This is a genomic window from Streptomyces canus, assembly GCF_030816965.1.
Taxonomy (GTDB): domain Bacteria; phylum Actinomycetota; class Actinomycetes; order Streptomycetales; family Streptomycetaceae; genus Streptomyces; species Streptomyces canus_E.
Genome location: NZ_JAUSYQ010000002.1, coordinates 2,315,746 through 2,334,748, shown reverse-complemented (window position 1 = coordinate 2,334,748; position 19,003 = coordinate 2,315,746). Strand labels below are relative to the sequence as shown.

19 protein-coding genes, 1 pseudogene and 1 riboswitch are annotated in these 19,003 nt (G+C 71.3%); of the genes and pseudogenes, 11 read left to right on the top strand and 9 right to left on the bottom strand.

From position 1 onward, the window contains the following. Nucleotides 1-11 precede the first annotated feature (11 nt). Nucleotides 12-151: riboswitch (cobalamin riboswitch) on the bottom strand. Nucleotides 152-300: 149 nt separating this feature from the next. The 4 genes and pseudogenes from QF027_RS11745 to tnpB all read right to left on the bottom strand — a co-directional run bounded on the left by QF027_RS11745 (nucleotide 301) and on the right by tnpB (nucleotide 3,984). After that, the gene (locus tag QF027_RS11745) at nucleotides 301-522 is read right to left on the bottom strand and encodes a hypothetical protein (RefSeq protein ID WP_020121372.1); all 222 of its coding nucleotides are present in this window, start codon (nucleotides 520-522) and stop codon (nucleotides 301-303) included. A 26-nt stretch (nucleotides 523-548) separates the two neighbouring features. Beyond that, nucleotides 549-1,787 (bottom strand): inorganic phosphate transporter, encoded by a 1,239-nt coding sequence (locus tag QF027_RS11740; protein ID WP_306983410.1) that lies wholly within the window; start codon nucleotides 1,785-1,787, stop codon nucleotides 549-551. A gap of 153 nt (nucleotides 1,788-1,940) precedes the next feature. Beyond that, nucleotides 1,941-2,453: pseudogene (locus tag QF027_RS11735) on the bottom strand (GH25 family lysozyme); the annotation flags it as partial. 67 nt (nucleotides 2,454-2,520) lie between these two features. Further along, nucleotides 2,521-3,984 carry an IS607 family element RNA-guided endonuclease TnpB gene (tnpB, locus tag QF027_RS11730; protein ID WP_307074345.1) on the bottom strand — a complete coding sequence of 488 codons (1,464 nt, stop codon included), beginning with the start codon at nucleotides 3,982-3,984 and terminating at the stop codon, nucleotides 2,521-2,523. Nucleotides 3,985-4,537: 553 nt separating this feature from the next. Between tnpB and QF027_RS11725 the strand changes: the two genes are divergently transcribed. The 3 genes from QF027_RS11725 to QF027_RS11715 all read left to right on the top strand — a co-directional run bounded on the left by QF027_RS11725 (nucleotide 4,538) and on the right by QF027_RS11715 (nucleotide 8,508). Next, nucleotides 4,538-5,272, top strand: a complete 735-nt coding sequence (locus tag QF027_RS11725; RefSeq protein WP_307074343.1) for a class II aldolase/adducin family protein — start codon at nucleotides 4,538-4,540, stop codon at nucleotides 5,270-5,272. A gap of 505 nt (nucleotides 5,273-5,777) precedes the next feature. Continuing rightward, nucleotides 5,778-6,953: an alpha/beta hydrolase gene (locus tag QF027_RS11720; protein ID WP_307074341.1), complete on the top strand. Its 1,176-nt coding sequence runs from the start codon at nucleotides 5,778-5,780 to the stop codon at nucleotides 6,951-6,953. A gap of 157 nt (nucleotides 6,954-7,110) precedes the next feature. Continuing rightward, nucleotides 7,111-8,508 carry a hypothetical protein gene (locus QF027_RS11715; protein ID WP_307074338.1) on the top strand — a complete coding sequence of 466 codons (1,398 nt, stop codon included), beginning with the start codon at nucleotides 7,111-7,113 and terminating at the stop codon, nucleotides 8,506-8,508. Between the two features lies 1 nt (nucleotide 8,509). Here the strand turns inward: QF027_RS11715 and QF027_RS11710 are convergent, their stop codons facing one another. Both QF027_RS11710 and ypfJ read right to left on the bottom strand, forming a co-directional pair. Then, entirely contained in the window at nucleotides 8,510-8,923 is a 414-nt protein-coding gene (locus QF027_RS11710; protein WP_307074336.1) for a VOC family protein, read from the bottom strand. Nucleotides 8,924-9,041: 118 nt separating this feature from the next. After that, nucleotides 9,042-9,932 carry a KPN_02809 family neutral zinc metallopeptidase gene (gene ypfJ / locus QF027_RS11705; RefSeq protein WP_307074335.1) on the bottom strand — a complete coding sequence of 297 codons (891 nt, stop codon included), beginning with the start codon at nucleotides 9,930-9,932 and terminating at the stop codon, nucleotides 9,042-9,044. Between the two features lie 198 nt (nucleotides 9,933-10,130). Between ypfJ and QF027_RS11700 the strand changes: the two genes are divergently transcribed. From QF027_RS11700 to QF027_RS11690, 3 genes are all read left to right on the top strand, one after another. After that, entirely contained in the window at nucleotides 10,131-11,729 is a 1,599-nt protein-coding gene (locus QF027_RS11700) for an ABC-F family ATP-binding cassette domain-containing protein (RefSeq protein ID WP_266525017.1), read from the top strand. A gap of 350 nt (nucleotides 11,730-12,079) precedes the next feature. Then, nucleotides 12,080-12,301 (top strand): helix-turn-helix domain-containing protein, encoded by a 222-nt coding sequence (locus tag QF027_RS11695; RefSeq protein WP_004002281.1) that lies wholly within the window; start codon nucleotides 12,080-12,082, stop codon nucleotides 12,299-12,301. Nucleotides 12,302-12,431: 130 nt separating this feature from the next. Next, entirely contained in the window at nucleotides 12,432-13,244 is an 813-nt protein-coding gene (locus tag QF027_RS11690) for an enoyl-CoA hydratase/isomerase family protein (RefSeq protein ID WP_306983421.1), read from the top strand. On the opposite strand, the gene QF027_RS11685 is transcribed toward QF027_RS11690, so the two are convergent. After that, nucleotides 13,241-13,957 carry a nucleopolyhedrovirus P10 family protein gene (locus QF027_RS11685; protein WP_307074334.1) on the bottom strand — a complete coding sequence of 239 codons (717 nt, stop codon included), beginning with the start codon at nucleotides 13,955-13,957 and terminating at the stop codon, nucleotides 13,241-13,243. The genes QF027_RS11690 and QF027_RS11685 overlap by 4 nt on opposite strands. A gap of 86 nt (nucleotides 13,958-14,043) precedes the next feature. Between QF027_RS11685 and QF027_RS11680 the strand changes: the two genes are divergently transcribed. The 5 genes from QF027_RS11680 to amaP are packed head-to-tail and all read left to right on the top strand — an operon-like array spanning nucleotide 14,044 to nucleotide 16,395. Next, entirely contained in the window at nucleotides 14,044-14,508 is a 465-nt protein-coding gene (locus tag QF027_RS11680; protein ID WP_306983425.1) for an Asp23/Gls24 family envelope stress response protein, read from the top strand. Between the two features lie 36 nt (nucleotides 14,509-14,544). Beyond that, nucleotides 14,545-14,739, top strand: a complete 195-nt coding sequence (locus QF027_RS11675) for a hypothetical protein (RefSeq protein WP_306983427.1) — start codon at nucleotides 14,545-14,547, stop codon at nucleotides 14,737-14,739. Then, nucleotides 14,736-15,134 carry an Asp23/Gls24 family envelope stress response protein gene (locus QF027_RS11670; protein WP_307074332.1) on the top strand — a complete coding sequence of 133 codons (399 nt, stop codon included), beginning with the start codon at nucleotides 14,736-14,738 and terminating at the stop codon, nucleotides 15,132-15,134. The genes QF027_RS11675 and QF027_RS11670 overlap by 4 nt, the downstream gene beginning before the upstream one ends. Then, nucleotides 15,131-15,811 (top strand): DUF6286 domain-containing protein, encoded by a 681-nt coding sequence (locus QF027_RS11665; RefSeq protein ID WP_307074330.1) that lies wholly within the window; start codon nucleotides 15,131-15,133, stop codon nucleotides 15,809-15,811. Before QF027_RS11670 ends, QF027_RS11665 begins: the two co-directional genes overlap by 4 nt. Before the next feature lie 5 nt (nucleotides 15,812-15,816). Beyond that, entirely contained in the window at nucleotides 15,817-16,395 is a 579-nt protein-coding gene (gene amaP / locus QF027_RS11660) for an alkaline shock response membrane anchor protein AmaP (RefSeq protein WP_306983433.1), read from the top strand. A gap of 6 nt (nucleotides 16,396-16,401) precedes the next feature. Here the strand turns inward: amaP and QF027_RS11655 are convergent, their stop codons facing one another. Both QF027_RS11655 and QF027_RS11650 read right to left on the bottom strand, forming a co-directional pair. After that, nucleotides 16,402-17,157 (bottom strand): SDR family oxidoreductase, encoded by a 756-nt coding sequence (locus QF027_RS11655; RefSeq protein WP_306983435.1) that lies wholly within the window; start codon nucleotides 17,155-17,157, stop codon nucleotides 16,402-16,404. Nucleotides 17,158-17,162: 5 nt separating this feature from the next. Continuing rightward, the gene (locus QF027_RS11650; RefSeq protein WP_307074328.1) at nucleotides 17,163-18,974 is read right to left on the bottom strand and encodes a glycoside hydrolase family 15 protein; all 1,812 of its coding nucleotides are present in this window, start codon (nucleotides 18,972-18,974) and stop codon (nucleotides 17,163-17,165) included. Nucleotides 18,975-19,003 lie beyond the last annotated feature (29 nt).

Here is a 19,003-nt window from a genome sequence, read left to right as displayed (position 1 = left end):
CACGCCCTGGTTCGACGAGACCGGCGGCGAGAGTTCCTGGCTCCCGGGGCTACCTACCCCGGTGACAGTGGCGGGACCGCGCCGGATTCGCACCGGCTTCCTCTTCTGCCGCCGTATATGGCTCCGGCAGTCCACCACGGCCCTTCGAGAGCCGTCAACTTGCTTCTGACCTGCGGCGGGGGAGTGTGCAGAACCCCACATCGCCGGTCCGGCGGGACAGCGGACCGGGGCGACAGAACGGCCGGGAGGGTACGGAACCTTGAGTTCCGTACCCTCCCGGCCGTCGAGGGACCGGTGCCGTCAGGCCACGATCAGATAGATCCCGTACGCCACCGCCGCCGCGCACGCCGCGAAGCAGGCGTAGGCGCCGGTGACCGCGAGGGCGGCCGAGTCGCCCTGGGCGGTGGCCCGTTCCTGGCGGGACAGGCCCATGATGCCGAGGGTGAACAGGGCCACGAGGCCCACGGTGACGACGAGGCTGACGCCGAAGACGGAGCCGAGTGCTTCCCAGTCGATCTTCATGGTGAGGCTTCCTTAGTACTGCGGGCTCAGACGGCGGCCGGCGGGGCGGCCGGCTCCGTCGTGGCGGGCGGGGCCGGGATCGTGGCGGTGAGGGCCTCGGTCACCGTGACCGCGGGCGGCGGGGTCACGGCGGCGATCGCCGTGGTCACCACGCCGGCCGGCTCGTCGGTGTGGTTGACGTTGGACGCGTCCACGACCTCGCGCCGCGAGATCTTCCAGATCGCCGCGCTGGAGGCGACGAGGAAGACCGCCACGACCGCCGTACCCCAGTCGCCGAGGTCCGTGACCGACTCGGCCAGGGCGCCCACCAGGGCCGCCGCCGGGAGCGTCAGGCCCCAGGCGACGAACATGCGGGTGGCCGTGGACCAGCGGACGACGCCGCCCTTGCGGCCGAGGCCGGCGCCCATCACCGAACCGGAGACGGAGTGCGTGGTGGAGAGGGAGAAGCCGAGGTGCGACGAGGCCAGGATGACGGTGGCCGCGCTGGTCTGGGCGGCGAAGCCCTGCTGCGGCTGGAGGTCGGTCAGGCCCTTACCCATCGTGCGGATGATGCGCCAGCCGCCGAGGTAGGTGCCGAGCGCGATGGCGAGACCCGCCGAGAGGATGACCCAGGTGGGCGGGTCGGAGTCGGGCGCGACGACGCCGCCGGCGACCAGGGCGAGGGTGATGATGCCCATCGTCTTCTGCGCGTCGTTGGTGCCGTGGGCCAGCGAGACCAGGCCGGCCGAGGCGATCTGGCCGGTGCGGTAGCCCTTCGCGGCGGCCTTGCCGTCGGCCTTCTTGCCCAGGCTGTAGGAGAGCCGGGTGGCCAGCATGGCGGCGACTCCCGCGACGATCGGCGCCGCGATCGCCGGGATCAGGACCTTGGTGATGAGCGCGTCACCGTGGACCGCGCCCATGCCCGCCGAGGCGATGGTGGCGCCGATCAGACCGCCCATGAGGGCGTGCGAGGAACTGGAGGGCAGGCCCACCAGCCAGGTCAGCAAGTTCCAGAGGATCGCGCCGACCAAGGCGGCGAAGATGACCTCGGGACGGATGCCGGTCTCGTCGACGAGACCCTTGGAGATCGTGTTGGCGACCTCCACCGAGAGGAAAGCGCCCACAAGGTTGAGTACGGCGGACATGGCCACCGCGACCTTGGGCTTGAGTGCACCGGTCGAGATGGTGGTGGCCATCGCGTTGGCGGTGTCGTGAAAACCGTTCGTGAAATCGAACGCGAGTGCGGTTACCACCACAATCGCGAGGATCAGCGAGAAGTTTTCCATTTACCCAGGCAATCGTTCGAGGTCATTGGCCCGTCGAACGTAGGTAACCTGGATGAACGGAAGGTGAACTGAGGCGGGCCGCACGGTGACCGGAATCTTCTGCTATGGCTTTGCCGGACCTCGCGGCCCCCGCGCGACCCGTGCGCCCCACGGCTACGCCCCCCTGGCGAACCTCCTCAGCTGATTCGCCGACCCGTTGAAGAGATTCTGGTCACCCGGCAGGCTGCCGCTGTTGTCGTACTGCCAGATCGTCCAGTACGACCATCCGGCGGGCAGTGTTCCCGCGTCCGCAGCGTTGTAGCGGGCCACCCACAGCGCGTGGTCGGAGGCGAAGGCGCCGCTGCCACCCGTGCACGTGTTCCACCAGTGGGCGGTCGTGTAGATCACCGGGCGGCGGCCGGTGAGCCGCTTCACCTCGTTGCTGAAGGACGTGATCCAGCCGACCAACTGCGCCTCGGTAATGCTGTAGCACTTGTGCTTCTTGTCGTACGGGTTGTACTCGATGTCGAGCGCGGGCGGCAGGGTCCGGCCGTCCGCGGACCAGGCGCCGCCGTTGCGCACGAAGTACGCGGCCTGCGACTCGGTCGCCTTGACGTAGACGAACTTGGCGCCCTTGGCCCTGGCCTTGTGCCAGTCGACGTTCTTCTGGTGCGACGAGACGTCGTGCCGTTACTCAGAGTCTCAGCGACTCTCAGTAATCCAGGCATTTCTGTCTGGAAGGTCCGTGGCGGTGTCACCAGAGCGTGGGGTGCGCTTCGGTGTCCTGACGACGGTCTCCCGTTTCCTTCTGCCGCTGGTGCGGCAGGGTTGCGCCACCTGCCCGCCCGCCTCGGCCGGTGTTCTGGTCGGGGCGTTGGCGGCGGGTCTTACGGTCGGCTCCACGGGGCTTCGGCGCCGTGTCGGCGCCCTGGTCTCCGGCCACTCCGGTACCAGTGGTGCAGGCCGCCGCGAGGGCGACCAGGTTGCGGGCTGCGTTCTCGTCCCGGTCCATCACAAGCGGGCACTCGTCGCAGTCAAAGACTCGGACGTGCAGCGGCAGCTTGGCTTTCGTTGCGCCGCAGTTCGAGCAGGTCTTGGAGGAGGGGTACCAGCGGCTGGCCACGAGGGTGCGGCAGCCGTTGCGTCGGCCCTTGTAGGTGAGCTGGCGCCGGATCTCCCCGAATCCGGCATCGGCCACTCGGCGGGCGAGCCGTTTGTTGCGGAGCATTCCGGCGACGTTGAGGTCTTCGACCACCACGGTGCCGTACTCGGCGCGTACGTGGGTGGTGAGTTTGTGCAGTGCGTCCGTGCGCAGGTTCGCCACCCGGTGGTGGATCTTGTTGCGCTCGGCGTTGGCCTTCTCCCATCGTTTCGACGGCTTCTGGCCGGTCCTGCGATCCGGTCCCTGCCGTCGGGAGGCCCGGCGGGAATGGAACCGCAGCAGTTTGAGGGCGCCGTCCAGGTGCTTCGGGTTCGGCTCGTAGCGGATCTCGCCGGAGCTGTCGGCCAGGACCGCCAGGTGTTTCACACCCAAGTCGATCCCGACCGCACTGTCCGGCCGGTCGATGCGGGTGATCTCCCGGGTGGTCTCGACCTGGAAGGAGACGAACCAGCGCCCGCGCTCGTGCCGGACGGCTGCGGACAGGACGCGCGCCGTTCCGGCCCGGAGGCGGGCCAGGAGCTTGGCCGTGGGTTCGTGGGTTCGGATCGTGCCCAGCCGGGGCAGGGTGACATGCCGGCCGTCCGGCTCGATGCGGATCGTACCGGTGGTGAACCGGCAGGCCAGGCGGGCTTTCCGCTTCGGCTTCCGGCGCGGGACACCCACCCTGGCGCCCTTGCGTTTGCCCTGCTTGGACTTGGCGTAGTTGTCGAACGCGGCAGCCGCGTTCGCGAGCCCGGTGCTGTAGGCCTCCTTGGAATTCTCCGCCCACCAGTCGGCGAATCTCGGGTCGGTGGTCTTCGCCCTGTTGAACTCCCTGCGCAGCGCGGGCAGCGACCACGACCGCCACGGCGTCAACTCCTCCTCACCGATGCCGTACGAGGCTTCCGCCTTGCGTTGCCACCACGAGGCGGTCACCCAGGACACGGCCCAGTTGTAGGCGGCGCGGGCGGCACCGCAATGCGAGCGCAGCGCCCGCTCCTGCCTGGCGTTGGGGTCGAGAGCGAACTTGTAGGCCTGCACGACACGGCCTGGCTGCGGCCGGAACTTTCCGCTCACTCGGCAGCCTCACCCCCCGCTTCGAAGATCCCCTCACCGCACCCAACGAGCACCGCTCGCAAAGGTCACGTATTCGATGAGGGAACACCCGTTTCCGTCCGGGTAGGCAAAGACCCGGGCCCCTACCAGGCTGGGCACGCCATGACGCACAGTCCCAGTCGGGGAACGTCACGCCATCACGACACAAGTCGAGAGGAGCTGAGACGCACTGAAGGATTGCCCAGCAGTTGTCAGCCCCTTGGGCGGGCTCGCCGCCGAGGCGGGTGTCCCGGCGAGCGCCATGCCTCCCACGGTGAGCGTGGCCACGGACACGGCCAGGGCGCGGGTTCGGTGACGGGCAGGCTTGCGATCACGGGCCATGTGTCCCCCCGGAATGGCGTCGTGCACGACAAAGCCCAGAGATTACTGGAAGACCCTCGGATTGCGGGCGATCTCCGGCCAAGCCATGAGAGAGGGGCGCGTATGCGGATTTGCGCCCTTTCGGAGCTCGGGCGCGCGCCCTACAGTGCCCCGGTCCGAGGCGATCGGGCGCCACGGCTGGCAGGATCGCGGCATGGCTGAGGAACGGTGGGATCCACGGGACGTACGGGGTGTCGGGGACGGCGCGCAGGATGCGCTCGAGTCGGGGCGGCGGGGTGTGCGTGCCGAGGAGGCGGACGCCTGGGGGGAGTTGGTCGACACCGCTCGCCGGACGGTGTCCGACGGACTGGTCGTCGGAACCTCCGGCAACGTCTCGGTGCGCGTCGCGGGCACGGTCCTGGTCACGCCCTCGGGCGTCCCCTACGACCGCCTCACGCCCCACGACGTGACGGGCGTCGACCTCGACGGCCGACAGGTCCTCGGCAGCCTGGTCCCGACGAGCGAACTCCCCATGCATCTCGCCGTCTACCGCAGCACCGACGCCCGCGCGGTCGTCCACACCCACGCGGTGCACGCCACGGCCGTCTCCACGCTGGTGCCCGAGCTCCCCGCGATCCACTACATGACCGGCGCGCTCGGCGGCGCCGTCCGGGTTGCCCCCTATGCCACCTACGGCACCGACGAGTTGGCCGAGAACATGCTCCACGCCCTCGCCGACCGCTCCGCCTGCCTCCTCCAGAACCACGGCACGATCGCCTACGGCAGCACCCTCGCCCAGGCCTACGACCGCACCGCCCAACTGGAATGGATGTGCCACCTGTGGCTGACGGCCCGCGCGGTACCGGGCCTGACCCCGAACCTGCTGACGGAGGAACAGGTGGCGGAGGCGGGGGAGCGGTTGCGGGGGTACGGGCAGCGCGGGGCTTGAATGGGGCGCCTATTGGGGGTGCCGGGTCGGGTTGACGGGCGGGTGCGGGCCCGTTGTGGCTGGTCGCGCAGTTCCCCGCGCCCCTGGGGAGGTGCAGTCACCCACGCCACGACGGGCCGGTAGCCGCGTATGGCGTTGAGGGGACGGGGTGGGGGTGTCCGCCCGCAGTGGCCGGCGTCCGTTACTGAGGACATCTCGATCGACAGCAACCGCCGGACCGAGGACGGATACCCCCACCCCGGCCCGCCCCCCACACACCTGCACGCGCTGCACCCGCCCCCACCGGGGCCGCAGCTGCGCCGCAGGCATTCAGGGGCGCGGGGAACTGCGCAGAACGCCCGCCCCCACCGAACCGGCACGGGCCACCGCAGGCGCCCCCACCGAACCCGTGCAGGCCACCGCAGGCACCGCCACCGAACCCGCGCAGGCCACCGCAGGCCCCCCGCCCAACCGCCGGAGGCACGCCCACTGGCCGTCGGCCGGGTCTGACAGGACACTGAAAGGCGTGCGTACTGTCAAAGCGACGGCCGCTGCCGTCACCGCAGCCCTGGCGGCCGGCACGGCCGGAATCGTCGCCGGGAGGATCGCCAGCGACGCCGGACTGAAGGCGTCACCGGGCCGCCCGCTGCCCGGTGAGCCCCGGCTCACCGTTCACTCCATCGCCGCCGGCCGTATCACCCTCACCCGCGACCTCGCCGCCCTCCGCCCCGGTACCTACGGCCTCGCAGGCGACGCCTCCCACGCCGTCGTGGGCCCCGTCCTCGCCGCGGAACCGCACTCCGCCGACACCGTCGTCCGCCGCCTGGAACGCGTCACCCACGGCACCCTGGAACCCGGCGACAAGGTGTGGCTCACCCCGAACGTGTACGTCGGCAACCCGAAGTCGGTCCTCGGCCTCGACCACACCGACGTCGAGATCCCGGGCGAACTCGGCGCCCTGCCCGCCTGGTTCGTCCCCGGCGTACGCGACACCTGGGTCATCGCGGCCCACGGCCTCGGCACGACCCGCGAACACGCCATGAACCTCATGGAGTTCCTGCACGGCCTCCGCTTCCCGGTCCTCGCCCCCGCCCACCGCGGCGACGCGGGCGCCCCCCGCCCGCCCGACGGCCTGAACCACTTCGGCGACACCGAGTGGCGCGACCTGGACGCGGCCATGGACTTCGCCGTCCGTCAGGGCGCCCGCCAACTCGTCCTGCACGGCTGGTCCACCGGCGCCACGATGGCCCTGCGCGCCGCCGCCCACTCGGGCCTGCGCGACCGCGTCAGGGGGCTGGTGCTCGACTCCCCGGTCCTCAGCTGGGAGCGGACCCTGCGCGCCCTCGCTGCGGCCCGCCACACCCCCGGCGTCCTCCTGCCGCTCGCGGTGCGCGCGGCACAGGGCCGCACCGGACTGCCCAGCGACCACTTCGGCCTGTATGCGGACCGCACCGTCCCCTACGCCGGCCACGTGGACCGGTCCGACGACTCGGGCTCCGACCGGCCCCCGCCGCCGACCCTGATCTTCCACGGCCCGGACGACACGATCGCCCCCTGGGACCTCTCCCGCCGTCTCGCCGGCACCCACCCCGACCGGATCGCCCTCCACACGGTCCGTCAGGCCCCCCACGCGGCGATGTGGAACGCCGACCCGAGCGGCTACGAAGAGGCAATGCGCCGTTTCCTCACCCCCCTGATGTGACCTCCGGGCGCCCCGGTCGCACAGGTTCCGTTTAAGCCCGTACTACTGGCCTGATCTCGGCGTATGCCCCTCCACGTGGCCCCGGCGTCGGCCCGCCCCGTCGCGCGCGGTGGCATTCCGTTTGGGTTTTCGGACCGTCAACCGGAAGACTGCACCCGTGACGTCCCGTATCCCGCGCGACTCCAGGCTTCGACTCGTCCGCCCGCGACCCCTGGCCGCCGCCCCCTCAGCCGTGAACCAACGGCGCCCACGCCGCCCCGCGCCCCGCCCGCCGGAGGGCACACCGGCCCCCGCGGAACTGGCCAGAATGGCGCGCTCCGGTCTCGCCGACGCGGCCCGCGTCGCGCGCTGGGCCGACGGCGCCCTGGGCCCCGGCAGGGACGGCACGGGCTCCGACGGCAAGGGCACCCTCTCCGACGAGACAGCCGGGCGCGCGGCCGGGGATCTCGGCCTGACCGTGGCTCAGGTCCGCGCCGCCTGGGACACCGCCCGCCTCGCCGGTCTGATCGAGGTGCACGGCGACAGCGCGCGCCCGGGCTGGCGGCTGCGCGCCTGGAACCGTGACGACAGCGCCGTACTGCGCGGCTGGGTCGCCCTCTTCGACGCCTGGTCCCTGGCCTCCCCGGAACCCACCGACCGCGAGCCCGCCGCCGTCGCCGAGGTCGTCTCGGCCATGCCCCAGGTGCTCTCCTTCCTCCAGCTGTCGGCCGGCCCCGTCCCGGTCGAGCAGCTCCTGGACCTCCTGGAGCAGCGCGTCACCGAACTGCGCACCGAGCGCTGCGAGATCCCCTACGGCCCCCAGCCGGAGCCCGTGGAGGAGCCCGAGACGGCCGACGCCCCCCTCGCCCCCCTCCTCGACTGGGCTCTGCGCGCCCTCGCCTCCGTCGGCGCCCTGACCTACGGCGACGGCCAGGCCACCCTCACCCCGCTCGGCAGCTGGGCGGTGTGGGTCAAGCTGGAGCAGATCTGCGTCGCCGCGCAGAGTCCGGCCGGAAACATCGAGGTCGCCGCCGAGGAGATGCTGCGCGGGTGCGCCCAGCTGCGCCCCAACGCGGCCCGCGCCGAGTACCGCGCCTGGCTCGCGGCCCGTCCCGTCGGCAGCGCCGTCACCGAGCTGCTCGGCGCCGCCCGCGGAGACGACGCCCTGCTGCGCGGCCTCGCCTTCGAGGCCCTGCGCGTCGTCGGCGCCCCGGCCGAGCCCGACGTCCGCTCCGTGGCCGACGAGCCCACCCTGCGGCCGTACGCCCTGCTGTGGCTGGCCGAGCACGACGGGATCGACCCGGAGGACGCCCACGAGGTGCTCACCCGGGAAGAGGCCACCTGGCTGTGGGTCGACACCGCGGCCGCCGTCGCCGACCACGGCGAGGCCCCGATGCTGGTGCGGCACCTGGAGTCAGCACTCCAGCCGACCGTCCCCCGACTGCTCGACGAGGTCCGGGCCGTCGGTCACCCGCGCACCGTGCAGGTCCTGGTCGCCCTCGCCGCCGCCCACCCCGACCCGGCCCTCGCCAAGGCGGTACGCCGCGCCGCCTTCCAGGTACACACGGGAGGATGAGTCAGGCGTGGATCTCCGGGGCGTACGTCCCGAAGCTCCACACATTGCCCTCGGCGTCCCGCGCCATGTAGTCCCGGGAGCCGTACTCCTGGTCCGTCGGGGGCATCAGGATCTCCGCGCCGTGCTCCACGGCGCGGCGGTGGTGCGCGTCGACGTCGTCCACGACGACGTACACCCCGGTGGTGCCCGCGTCCTTCATCGCCGCGTCGAAGACACCGCCGCGGCCTTTCGAGCCGAGCATCACCGCGCCGTTGCCCTGCACCAGCTCTGCGTGCAGTACCGAGCCGTCCTCGCCCTCGTACACCGACAGCTCGGTGAACCCGAAGGCCTCCGTCAGTTGCTTGATCGCCGCCTTCGCGTCGGTGTACAGCAGCGTCGGGTAGATGCTCGGACGCCCACTGTTCGTGCCTGCCATGCCGATCACTCCCTTGTGATCAAACGCCGGATCGGAAACCGGGCGCATGCCGGGACTTCCCTCTGCCGACCAGTCTCGCAGCGACCACTGACAACGGCCCGGCACCAGCCACGGCCCCTCACCGGAACGTGTCACACCGCCCCATGTCCCCGCTGCGGTACCCCTCCCGGAACCACTGCTGCCGCTGCTCGGCCGACCCGTGCGTCCACGAGTCGGGTGTCACCCGTCCCTGGAACCGCTCCTGGATCCGGTCGTCGCCCACGGCCGCCGCCGCGTCCAGACCGTCGGTGATGTCCGCGTCCGTGAGGCGCGTGATGAGCGGCCGCCCCGTCGACTCGTCCTTCGTCGTGGTCGCGTGGCGAGCCCACACCCCGGCGTAGCAGTCCGCCTGGAGCTCCACCTTCACCGCGTCGCTGTCCGCGCCCGTGCGCCCGTCCTGCGACCGGCTCAGCGTGCCCATCAGGTCCTGCACGTGATGCCCGTACTCGTGGGCCACGACGTACGCCTGCGCGAACGGCCCGCCGGTGGCCCCGAACTCGGACCGCAGCTCGTCGAAGAACCCGAGGTCGAGGTAGACCTTCCGGTCGTCCGGGCAGTAGAACGGCCCGACCGCAGAACTCGCCGACCCGCACCCCGTGTTGACCCGCTCACCGAAGAAGACCGTGGGGGAGCGGCTGTAGCCGGCGCCGCGCCGCGTGAACTCCTGGTCCCAGTAGTCCTGCACGCTGTTGACGACCGCCACCGTCCGGCAGTCGTCCCGCGTGTTCGCGTCCTGTCCGGTCCGGCAGTTCTGCTCGACCTGCGCGAGCCCCGAGGCCGTGGCCGCGGGCTGTCCGCCGCTGTCGGTGAGTCCGAGCTGGTCGGGTCCGACGCCGAGGAAGAGCCCCAGAACGAGGGCGATCAGGCCCACGACACCGCCGCCGACGGTCGCTCTGCCGCCCGGGATGCGGCTGCCGCGCACGTCCTGCACCTCGGAGGTGTCCAACCTGGCGTCGTCGTCGAACTGCATGCGGAACCCCCGCGGCTGGGGACGGAGACGGGACCGACCGATTACCCCGGAGCGAGACCAACCCAACACCCGAACCCAGAAAAAGTGCTTGCATGCCCCCGTTAGACTTGGCCCATGGCCATTCTCCTCGCGCATTAGACGGCGGGAACGTCCTCAGCCGTCCACCCGTCAATCCCGAATCCGCCCTGGAGTCTGTCCGTGATCTCCGCCTCCGGTATCGAGCTGCGCGCCGGCGCCCGAGTCCTCATCGAGTCCGCCACCTTCCGTGTCGCCAAGGGCGACCGCATCGGCCTGGTCGGCCGTAACGGCGCGGGGAAGACCACCCTCACCAAGTGCCTGGCCGGCGAGGGCATCCCCGCCGCGGGTCAGATCACCCGCTCCGGCGAGGTCGGCTACCTCCCCCAGGACCCCCGCACCGGCGACCTCGACGTGCTCGCCCGCGACCGCATCCTCTCCGCGCGCGGCCTCGACGTCCTGCTGAAGAAGATGCGCGACAACGAACAGCGCATCGCCAACGGCCAGGGCGCCACCCGGGAGAAGGCGCTCAGGCAGTACGAGCGCCAGGAGACGGAGTTCCTCACCAAGGGCGGGTATTCCGCCGAGGCCGAGGCCGCCACCATCGCCGCCGCGCTGAACCTCCCCGACCGTGTGCTGGGCCAGCCGCTGCACACCCTCTCCGGTGGTCAGCGCCGCCGTATCGAACTGGCCCGGATCCTCTTCTCCGACGCCGACACCCTGCTCCTCGACGAGCCGACCAACCACCTCGACGCCGACTCGATCATCTGGCTGCGCGACTACCTCAAGACCTACCGCGGCGGTTTCATCGTGATCTCCCACGACGCCGACCTGGTCGAGACGGTCGTCAACAAGGTCTTCTACCTGGACGCCAACCGCGCCCAGATCGACGTCTACAACATGGGCTGGAAGCTCTACCAGCAGCAGCGCGAGGCCGACGAGAAGCGCCGCAAGCGCGAGCGGCAGAACGCCGAGAAGAAGGCCGCGGCCCTGCACTCGCAGGCCGACAAGATGCGTGCCAAGGCCACCAAGACGGTCGCCGCGCAGAACATGGCCAAGCGCGCCGATCGGCTGCTCGCCGGCCTCGAAGCGGTGCGTCAGCAGGACAAGGTGGCCAAGCTGCGCTTCCCCGAGCCCGCGCCCTGCGGCAAGACCCCGCTGATGGCGGAGGGCCTGTCGAAGTCGTACGGCTCACTGGAGATCTTCACCGACGTCGACCTGGCCATCGACAAGGGCTCACGCGTGGTCATCCTGGGCCTCAACGGCGCGGGCAAGACGACCCTGCTCCGGCTGCTGGCCGGGACCGAGCAGCCGGACACGGGCGCGGTCGTCCCCGGCCACGGCCTCAAGCTCGGGTACTACGCCCAGGAGCACGAGACCCTCGACCCCGAGCGCACGGTCCTGGAGAACATGCGCTCGGCGGCCCCCGACCTCGACCTCGTCGAGGTGCGCAAGACGCTCGGCTCGTTCCTGTTCTCCGGCGACGACGTCGACAAGCCGGCCGGAGTCCTCTCCGGCGGCGAGAAGACCCGACTGGCGCTCGCCACCCTGGTCGTCTCCTCGGCGAACGTCCTGCTCCTCGACGAGCCCACCAACAACCTCGACCTGGCCAGCCGCGAGGAGATCCTCGGCGCGCTGAGCACTTACAAGGGCGCGGTCGTCCTGGTGACGCACGACGAGGGCGCTGTCCAGGCGCTCCAGCCCGAGCGGATCATCCTGCTGCCGGACGGCGTCGAGGACCTGTGGGGCGCCGACTACGCGGATCTCGTCGCCCTCGCATGAGTAAGCGCCGTTTGATCGAAAGCGTGATCCACGGCGTATGGATCATTCGGCCCACCGGTGATCCATCATCTGTGTGAGATCTCCTCGTACCGAGGTGTGTCCTACATCGATTTCACGGCCGAGCCCTTCATCGACAAGGGCTCGGCCGTCGTACGTCGCTGACCTGGCATTTCACAAAAGAACCCGTTCGGCGGTACGAACGGGTGCGGGTGGAATTACAGATTCCGCTTGTGGGGATGCGCTCCTGTCGTCAAAACCCTGTCTTACGGACCTTGCCGAATGGGTGGCCATCGGGCCCCGGAGGGGTGATCATGAGGGGACCAGAGCGCACTTCCCATGAGGAGGCACGGGTGGCCGAGACTCTGAAGAAGGGCAGCCGGGTAACCGGCGCCGCGCGCGACAAGCTCGCGGCAGACCTGAAGAAGAAGTACGACTCCGGTGCGAGCATTCGGGCACTGGCCGAGGAAACCGGCCGCTCGTATGGCTTCGTGCACCGGATGCTCAGCGAATCGGGCGTCACGCTTCGTGGGCGTGGCGGAGCGACGCGGGGCAAGAAGGCCGCATCGTCCTGATCCGGGCGGCCCATCGGCTTCGATGGTGGCCACCCGGTCGGTCGGCTGACTGACCGGGTGGTTACTGTGCAGTCACTTAGCTGTGCCGTCCTGCGGCACGGAGGATGACCGCACGCATCGGAGGCACCCCATGGCGACGTCCGGCCAGGATGGCCAGGAACTCGTTCCCCTGCTCGACAAGGACGGCGTACGGCTCACCGTCGAGGACACCCTCGCCACGGTGACGCTGACCAACCCGGCCAAGCGCAACGCCCAGAGCCCCGCTCTGTGGCGGGCGCTCGCCGAGGCGGGCCGGCTGGTGCCGGGCTCCGTCCGGGTCGTGGTACTGCGTGGCGAAGGCAAGTCCTTCTCCGCCGGGCTCGACCGGCAGATGTTCACGCCCGAGGGGATCGAGGGCGAGCCGTCGTTCATCGACCTCGCCCGCAGTGGTGACGCCGAACTCGACGCCGCCATCGCTCAGTTCCAGGAGGGCTTCACCTGGTGGCGGCGTAGTGACGTCGTGTCCATCGCCGCCGTTCAGGGGCATGCCATCGGGGCGGGCTTCCAGCTGGCCCTCGCCTGTGACCTGCGCGTCGTCGCCGACGACGTGCAGTTCGCCATGCGCGAGACCAGCCTGGGCCTGGTCCCCGACCTCACCGGCACCCACCCCCTGGTGGGCCTCGTCGGATACGCCCGGGCGCTGGAGATCTGCGCCACCGGGCGCTTCGTCACGGCCGAGGAGGCGGTGAACACCGGCCTCGCCAACCTCGCCGTACCTCTCGACCAGCTCGACGGCGCCGTGAAGGACCTGGCGGCCGCGCTCCTGTCCGCCCCTCGCGACGCGGTCATCGAGACCAAGGCGCTGCTGCGGGGCGCCCAGGACCGCACCTACGACGAGCAGCGCGCCGCCGAGCGGGCGGCCCAGACCCGACGGCTGCGTGACCTCGCCGGAGTCGGCGACTAGGCCGTCACGGCCGTCACCAGCACGGCCACCGTCGGACGATCCGACAGCACCTCTCCCACGGCGGCGCGGACCTCCCGGGCCACGTCCAGGGGCCGGCGGTCCGCACCCACCGCCAGTTCGACGCGGACATGGCGGCGCGGAAGCGAGCCGTCCCCGGTCTCCCGGTCCTCGATGTGCACCGGACGCCCGAGCAGACCGGTCAACCGGTGCACACCGGGCACCGCCAGAGCGGCGCCGGCCGCGAGGGCCTCGTCGCCCGGCCCCGCCTCCACGGCACGCGGCGGTTCGGGCTGTCGTACGGGAGACGGTTCCGCGTCCTCGTCCACGAGGGCCGTCACCCGCAGGTCCACCTCGCCGAGCTCCAGCCCCAGCAGCCGCGCCGCCGCCCCGGCGAGTGCCGTGCGCAGCCGCTCCGCCGTCACCGGCAGCGGCCGTGCGGGGGTGGCCTCGAACTCCGCCGTGACCCGCAGCGGGCCGGGCGGCAGCGCGCTCGGAGGCGGCGGTACGGCGGGCTCGTGCGTGTCCTCCGGATCGGCGAGGCCGATACGCACGGCGCCGAGCCGTACATCCGGTAGTTCGCGCACGGCGGCTCGCAACACCCCCTGAGCCACCTCCTCGGAGATCCACGCCCCGTCGCGCTGGCCGCCCAGGGGCAGCAGCCGCCCCAACCCCAGCTGATGCCGCACCGTCCGTGCCCACTGCTCCGCCGTCATTACTCCAGCCTGCCGCATCTCCGGCGCGCGATCGCGCAACCGCGCATACGGTGGTCGAAGGAGGACGACCGAAAGGGGTGACGGTGATGACCGACATGACGCAGAGCACCGAGGTGGAGTCGTCGGTGCAGCCGCGGAAGACCACCAGGCGTGGCGGCGGCGACGCGGCGACACGAGGGCGGACCACCATCGCCGACGGTGTCGTGGAGAAGATCGCCGGACTCGCGGCACGCGACGTCCTCGGCGTCCATGCCATGGGCAGCGGGCTGAGCCGCACCTTCGGGGCGGTTCGGGACCGGGTGCCCGGCGGTTCGAAGTCCGCCACGCGCGGGGTCAAGGTGGAGGTCGGCGAGGTGCAGACCGCGCTCGACCTGGAGATCGTCGTCGACTACGGCGTCTCGATCTCCGACGTGGCCAGGGCCGTGCGGGAGAACGTCGTCGCCGCGGTGGAGCGGATGACCGGACTGGAGGTCGTCGAGGTCAACATCGCGGTGAGCGACGTGAAGCTGCCCGACGAAGAGGACGAGGAGCCGGAGACCCGACTCCAGTAGCCGGACCACACTTCAGGGACCTTTAGGGAGCGCACGATGAGCATGGCCGTGGTCGGCATGATCGCTGGCATGGCGCTGGGCTTCGCAGGGTATTTCGGCGGATTCGGCGCCTTCCTGCTGGTGGCGGCGCTGGGCGCCATCGGCTTCGTCGTCGGCCGGTTCCTGGAGGGGGACCTGGAGATCGGCGACCTCTTCCGCACCCGTGACGACCGGCGTGACCGGCGGCGATGACGTCCGTGAGTACTGAGGCAGGCGCGGCGGACGAGCTCCGCAAACCCCTGACCGCGACCGCCGTTCCGCCCGGTGACCGAGGGGCGACGAGGATCGCCGACCGGGTGGTCGCGAAGGTCGCGGGACAGGCGGCCCGCGAGGCGCTCGGACGGCTCCCCGCCGAGGCCCAGCCCCCGTACGCCACCGTCGTCGTCCACCGCGAGGTCGCCCGGATCCGCATGCACCTCGAACTCGACTACCCCTGTGACATCGGCGCGCGGTGCCGAGAGGTGCGTCAGCACGTGGTCGAGCGGGTAGTCGGGTTGGTGGGCATGGAGGTGTCGGAGGTCGCCGTCCAGGTGGAACGGCTGTATCCGGCACCGTCGCACGGCGTGGCACAGGGGAGGACGCGATGAGCGAGCCCCAGGGCTCCGAGGGCACCACACAACGACTGCCGGTCCTCGAGAAGGCACCGGACCAGCGCGACCAGTCCGCGTCGGCGGCCGCGTACGGACCACCGCCCGCCCCGGAGGACGGGGCGGGCGGCGGCGAACGCCGTTTCTGGTCGGCGCGCAGGGTCCCGGCGGGCATCGTGGCCCTGCTGCTCCTGCTCGTCGCGGGGATCTTCCTGTACGACATCGCAGCCGTCCGGGCCGACCGGCCGGCCATGCACTGGCGCCGCGAGCTCGCCCGGCAGCTCGCCGAACGCCCCCTGGACGACATCTGGGTCCTGGTGGGCGCCGGAGTCGCCGCGGCCCTGGGCCTGTGGCTGATCGTCCTGGCCACCACACCAGGTCTGCGCAGCGTCCTCCCGATGAACCGCGCCCATCCCGACGTCCGGGCGGGCCTGCACCGGGACGCGGCCGCGAGGGTCCTGCGGGACCGGGCCATGGAGGTGGCCGGCGTCCAGTCCGCACGCGTACGGATGCGCCGGAGGAAGGCCGACGTGCGCGCGGTCTCCCACTTCCGCGAACTGGACGACGTACGCGCCGACCTGGACGTGACCCTCACCGAGGCGATCACGGCACTGGGCCTGGCCCGGCCCCCCGCACTGTCGGTGCACGTGGCGCGGACGACCAGGAAGAAGGGCTGAGGCCGATGCTCAGGACCGTCAACCGCGTACTGATCGGCCTGGTGGGGCTGGTACTGCTCGTCGTCGGTGGCTCGGTACTCGCCGTGGGCCTCGGCCTCGACGCGCCCTCCTGGTGGATTCACGACGGCAAGAAGGACGTCCTGCTGAGCGACGCGGAGCGCACCCGCTGGGACGGCGAGGGCTGGTGGTGGCCTGCGGTCATCGCCGCACTGGCACTCGTGGTGCTCCTGACCCTGTGGTGGCTGACCGCGGTCCTCCGCAGGCGCCGGCTCACGGAGGTACGCGTCAACACGGGCGACGGCGAGGGCGCGCTCCTGCGGGGTCGGGCCCTGGAGGGCGTACTCGAAGGCGAGGCAGCCGAGTTGGACGGCGTCCACCGGGCCCACGCCCACCTGACCGGCCGTCCGGACGCGCCCCGGACCCGCGTACGACTCCTGCTGGAACCCCACGTGGACCCGGGAACGGCCCTCCACTTGCTGACGGCAGAGGCCCTGACCCACGCCCGCAATTCGGCAGGGCTCGAGACACTTCCGGCCGAGGTCCGCATGACCGGCGTCAAGCACAAAGCGGAAAGGGTCAGTTGAGAGTCTTCAGAAACCGTGCCTCATGCCCCCGTCGACAGGCAGCATGACCCCGGTCAGATACGAAGCAGCCGGCGACAGCAAAAACGCGGCGGCCCGCCCGAACTCCTCCGGCGTCCCATACCGTCGCAAGGGAATCCGGGACTCGTTCGCGGCCCGAGTGGCCTCCGGATCCGCCGACAACGCGTCCAGCTCGCGCACCCGATCCGTGTCGATACGGGACGGCAGGAGCCCGACGACCCGAACCCCCCGCGGCCCCAGTTCGTCCGAGAGCGACTTCGCGAACCCGGCGAGACCGGGCCGCAGCCCGTTCGAAATCGTCAGCCCCGGAATCGGTTCATGCACGGACGCGGAGAGCACGAACCCGATGACACCCCCGGCTTCCAGCTCGGCCGCAGCCGCCCGGGCCAGCCGAACCGCTCCCAGAAACACCGACTCGAACGCGGACTGCCACTGCTCGTCCGTGTTGTCGGCCACAAAACCCGGCGCAGGCCCGCCCACGCTGATCAGTACGCCGTCGAAGCCGCCGAAGTTCTCCCGCGCGGCGGCGATCAGCCGCTCGGCCGCCGACGGATCGGCATTGTCGACGGCCACCCCGAAGGCGTTCGGGCCCAACTCCGCCGCCGCGGCGAGCGCACCCGCCTCGTCCCGCCCGGTCACGACGACCTTCGCCCCGTCGGCGACCAGCTCACGCGCGGCCGCGTTGCCGAGCCCCCGGGTCGCTCCGGTGACGACGTACACGCGGTCCTTCAGTCCAAGATCCATGGTTCCTATCCTGCCTCCTCGTCCCCGTACAGAGTGAGGGCGGTGTTCACCAGTCCGATGTGGCTGAACGCCTGCGGGAAGTTGCCGAGCTGGGCGCCGGCCACCGGGTCGTACTCCTCCGACAGCAACCCCACGTCGTTGGCCAGCCCCAGCAGCCGTTCGAAGAGCTCGCGCGCCTCCTTCGCGCGGCCGGTCATGTGGAGCGCGTCGGCGAGCCAGAACGAGCACACCAGGAAGGTGCCCTCGCCGCCCGGCAGCCCGTCCACCGTCGTCTCCTCGGCGCTGTACCGCCGTACGAATCCGCCGTGGTCCAGCTCTGTGCGGATCGCGTCGACGGTGCCGACGACACGGGGGTCGTCGGGCGGCAGAAAGCCGACGCGCGGGATCAGCAGCAGGGACGCGTCGAGTGCGCGCGAGCCGTAGTACTGGGTGAAGGTGTTGCGTTCGGCGTCGTAGCCCCTCTCGCAGACCTCGCGGTGCGCCTCGTCGCGCAACGCGCGCCAGCCGTCCAGGTCGCCGCTCAGTTCCGGGAAGGCCTCCAGGGCGCGCACGGCGCGGTCGGCGGCGACCCACACCATGACCTTCGAGTGGACGAAGTCGCGGCGGCCGCCGCGCACCTCCCACAGTCCCTCGTCCGGCTGCCGCCAGGAGGCCCGGAGAAAATCCAGCAGGACGCTCTGCAGGGACCACATGTGCGGTTTGGCGGTCAGCCCCGCCCGCCGGGCCAGCGACAGCGAGTCCATGACCTCGCCGTACACGTCCAGCTGGAGCTGTTTCACGGCCGCGTTGCCGATGCGTACCGGCCTGGAGCCGCCGAAACCGGACAGCCACGGCAGTTCGAACTCCGGCAGCCGCCGTTCTCCCGCGAGGCCGTACATGATCTGGAGGTCTGCCGGGTCGCCGGCCACCGCGCGCAGCAGCCAGTCCCGCCAGGCCTCGGCCTCCTCCAGGTAACCGCACTGCACCAGGGCGCCCAGGGTGAGGGTGGAGTCGCGCAGCCAGCAGTAGCGGTAGTCCCAGTTGCGCACCCCGCCCATCTCCTCCGGCAGGGAGGTCGTGGCCGCCGCCACGATGCCGCCGGTCGGCCGGTAGGTGAGCGCCTTCAGAGTGATCAGGGAACGGACCACGGCGTCCCGGTGCGGACCGTCGTAGCGGCAGCGCGCCGCCCAGGTCTGCCAGTCGGCCACGCTGCTCTCCAGCGCCTCGAAGGGGTCGGTCAGCGGGGGACGCGGCTCGTGCGAGGGGTGCCAGGTCAGGACGAAAGCGACCTTCTCGCCCTTCTCGACGGTAAACTCCGAGTGCGTCCCGAAGTGCTCGCCCCAGGTGCGTACCGGGGGCTCGCTGCGCAGCCACGTCGCGTCGGGTCCCGCGACGGCCACCCGCTGCCCGTCCGACCTGCGCATCCACGGCACGATCGAGCCGTACTCGAAGCGCAGCCGCAGCGTGCTGTGCACGGTGACCCGGCCGCGGAGCCCCTCCACGACGCGTACGACGTCGGGGGCCAGGTCCCGCTGCGGCATCAGGTCGGTGACGCGCACCGCGCCCTCGGCGGTCTCCCACTCGGTGTCCAGGACGAGGGTGCCGGGGCGGTAGGCGCGCCTCGCGCACCGGTAGGCGTTCAGCGGAGCGATCCGCCAGTGGCCGTTCTCCTCGTCGCCGAGCAGCCTCGCGAAGCAGGCCCCCGAGTCGAAGCGGGGCAGGCACAGCCAGTCCACGGAGCCGTCCGTGCCGACCAGGGCGGCGGTCTGTTCGTCGCCGATGAGGGCGTAGTCCTCGATACGGGGGATCCGGGCGGCCGGTGGGGTTCGGGGGTGCACGGAGTGCGGGTTCCCGGCTGGTCGTGCGG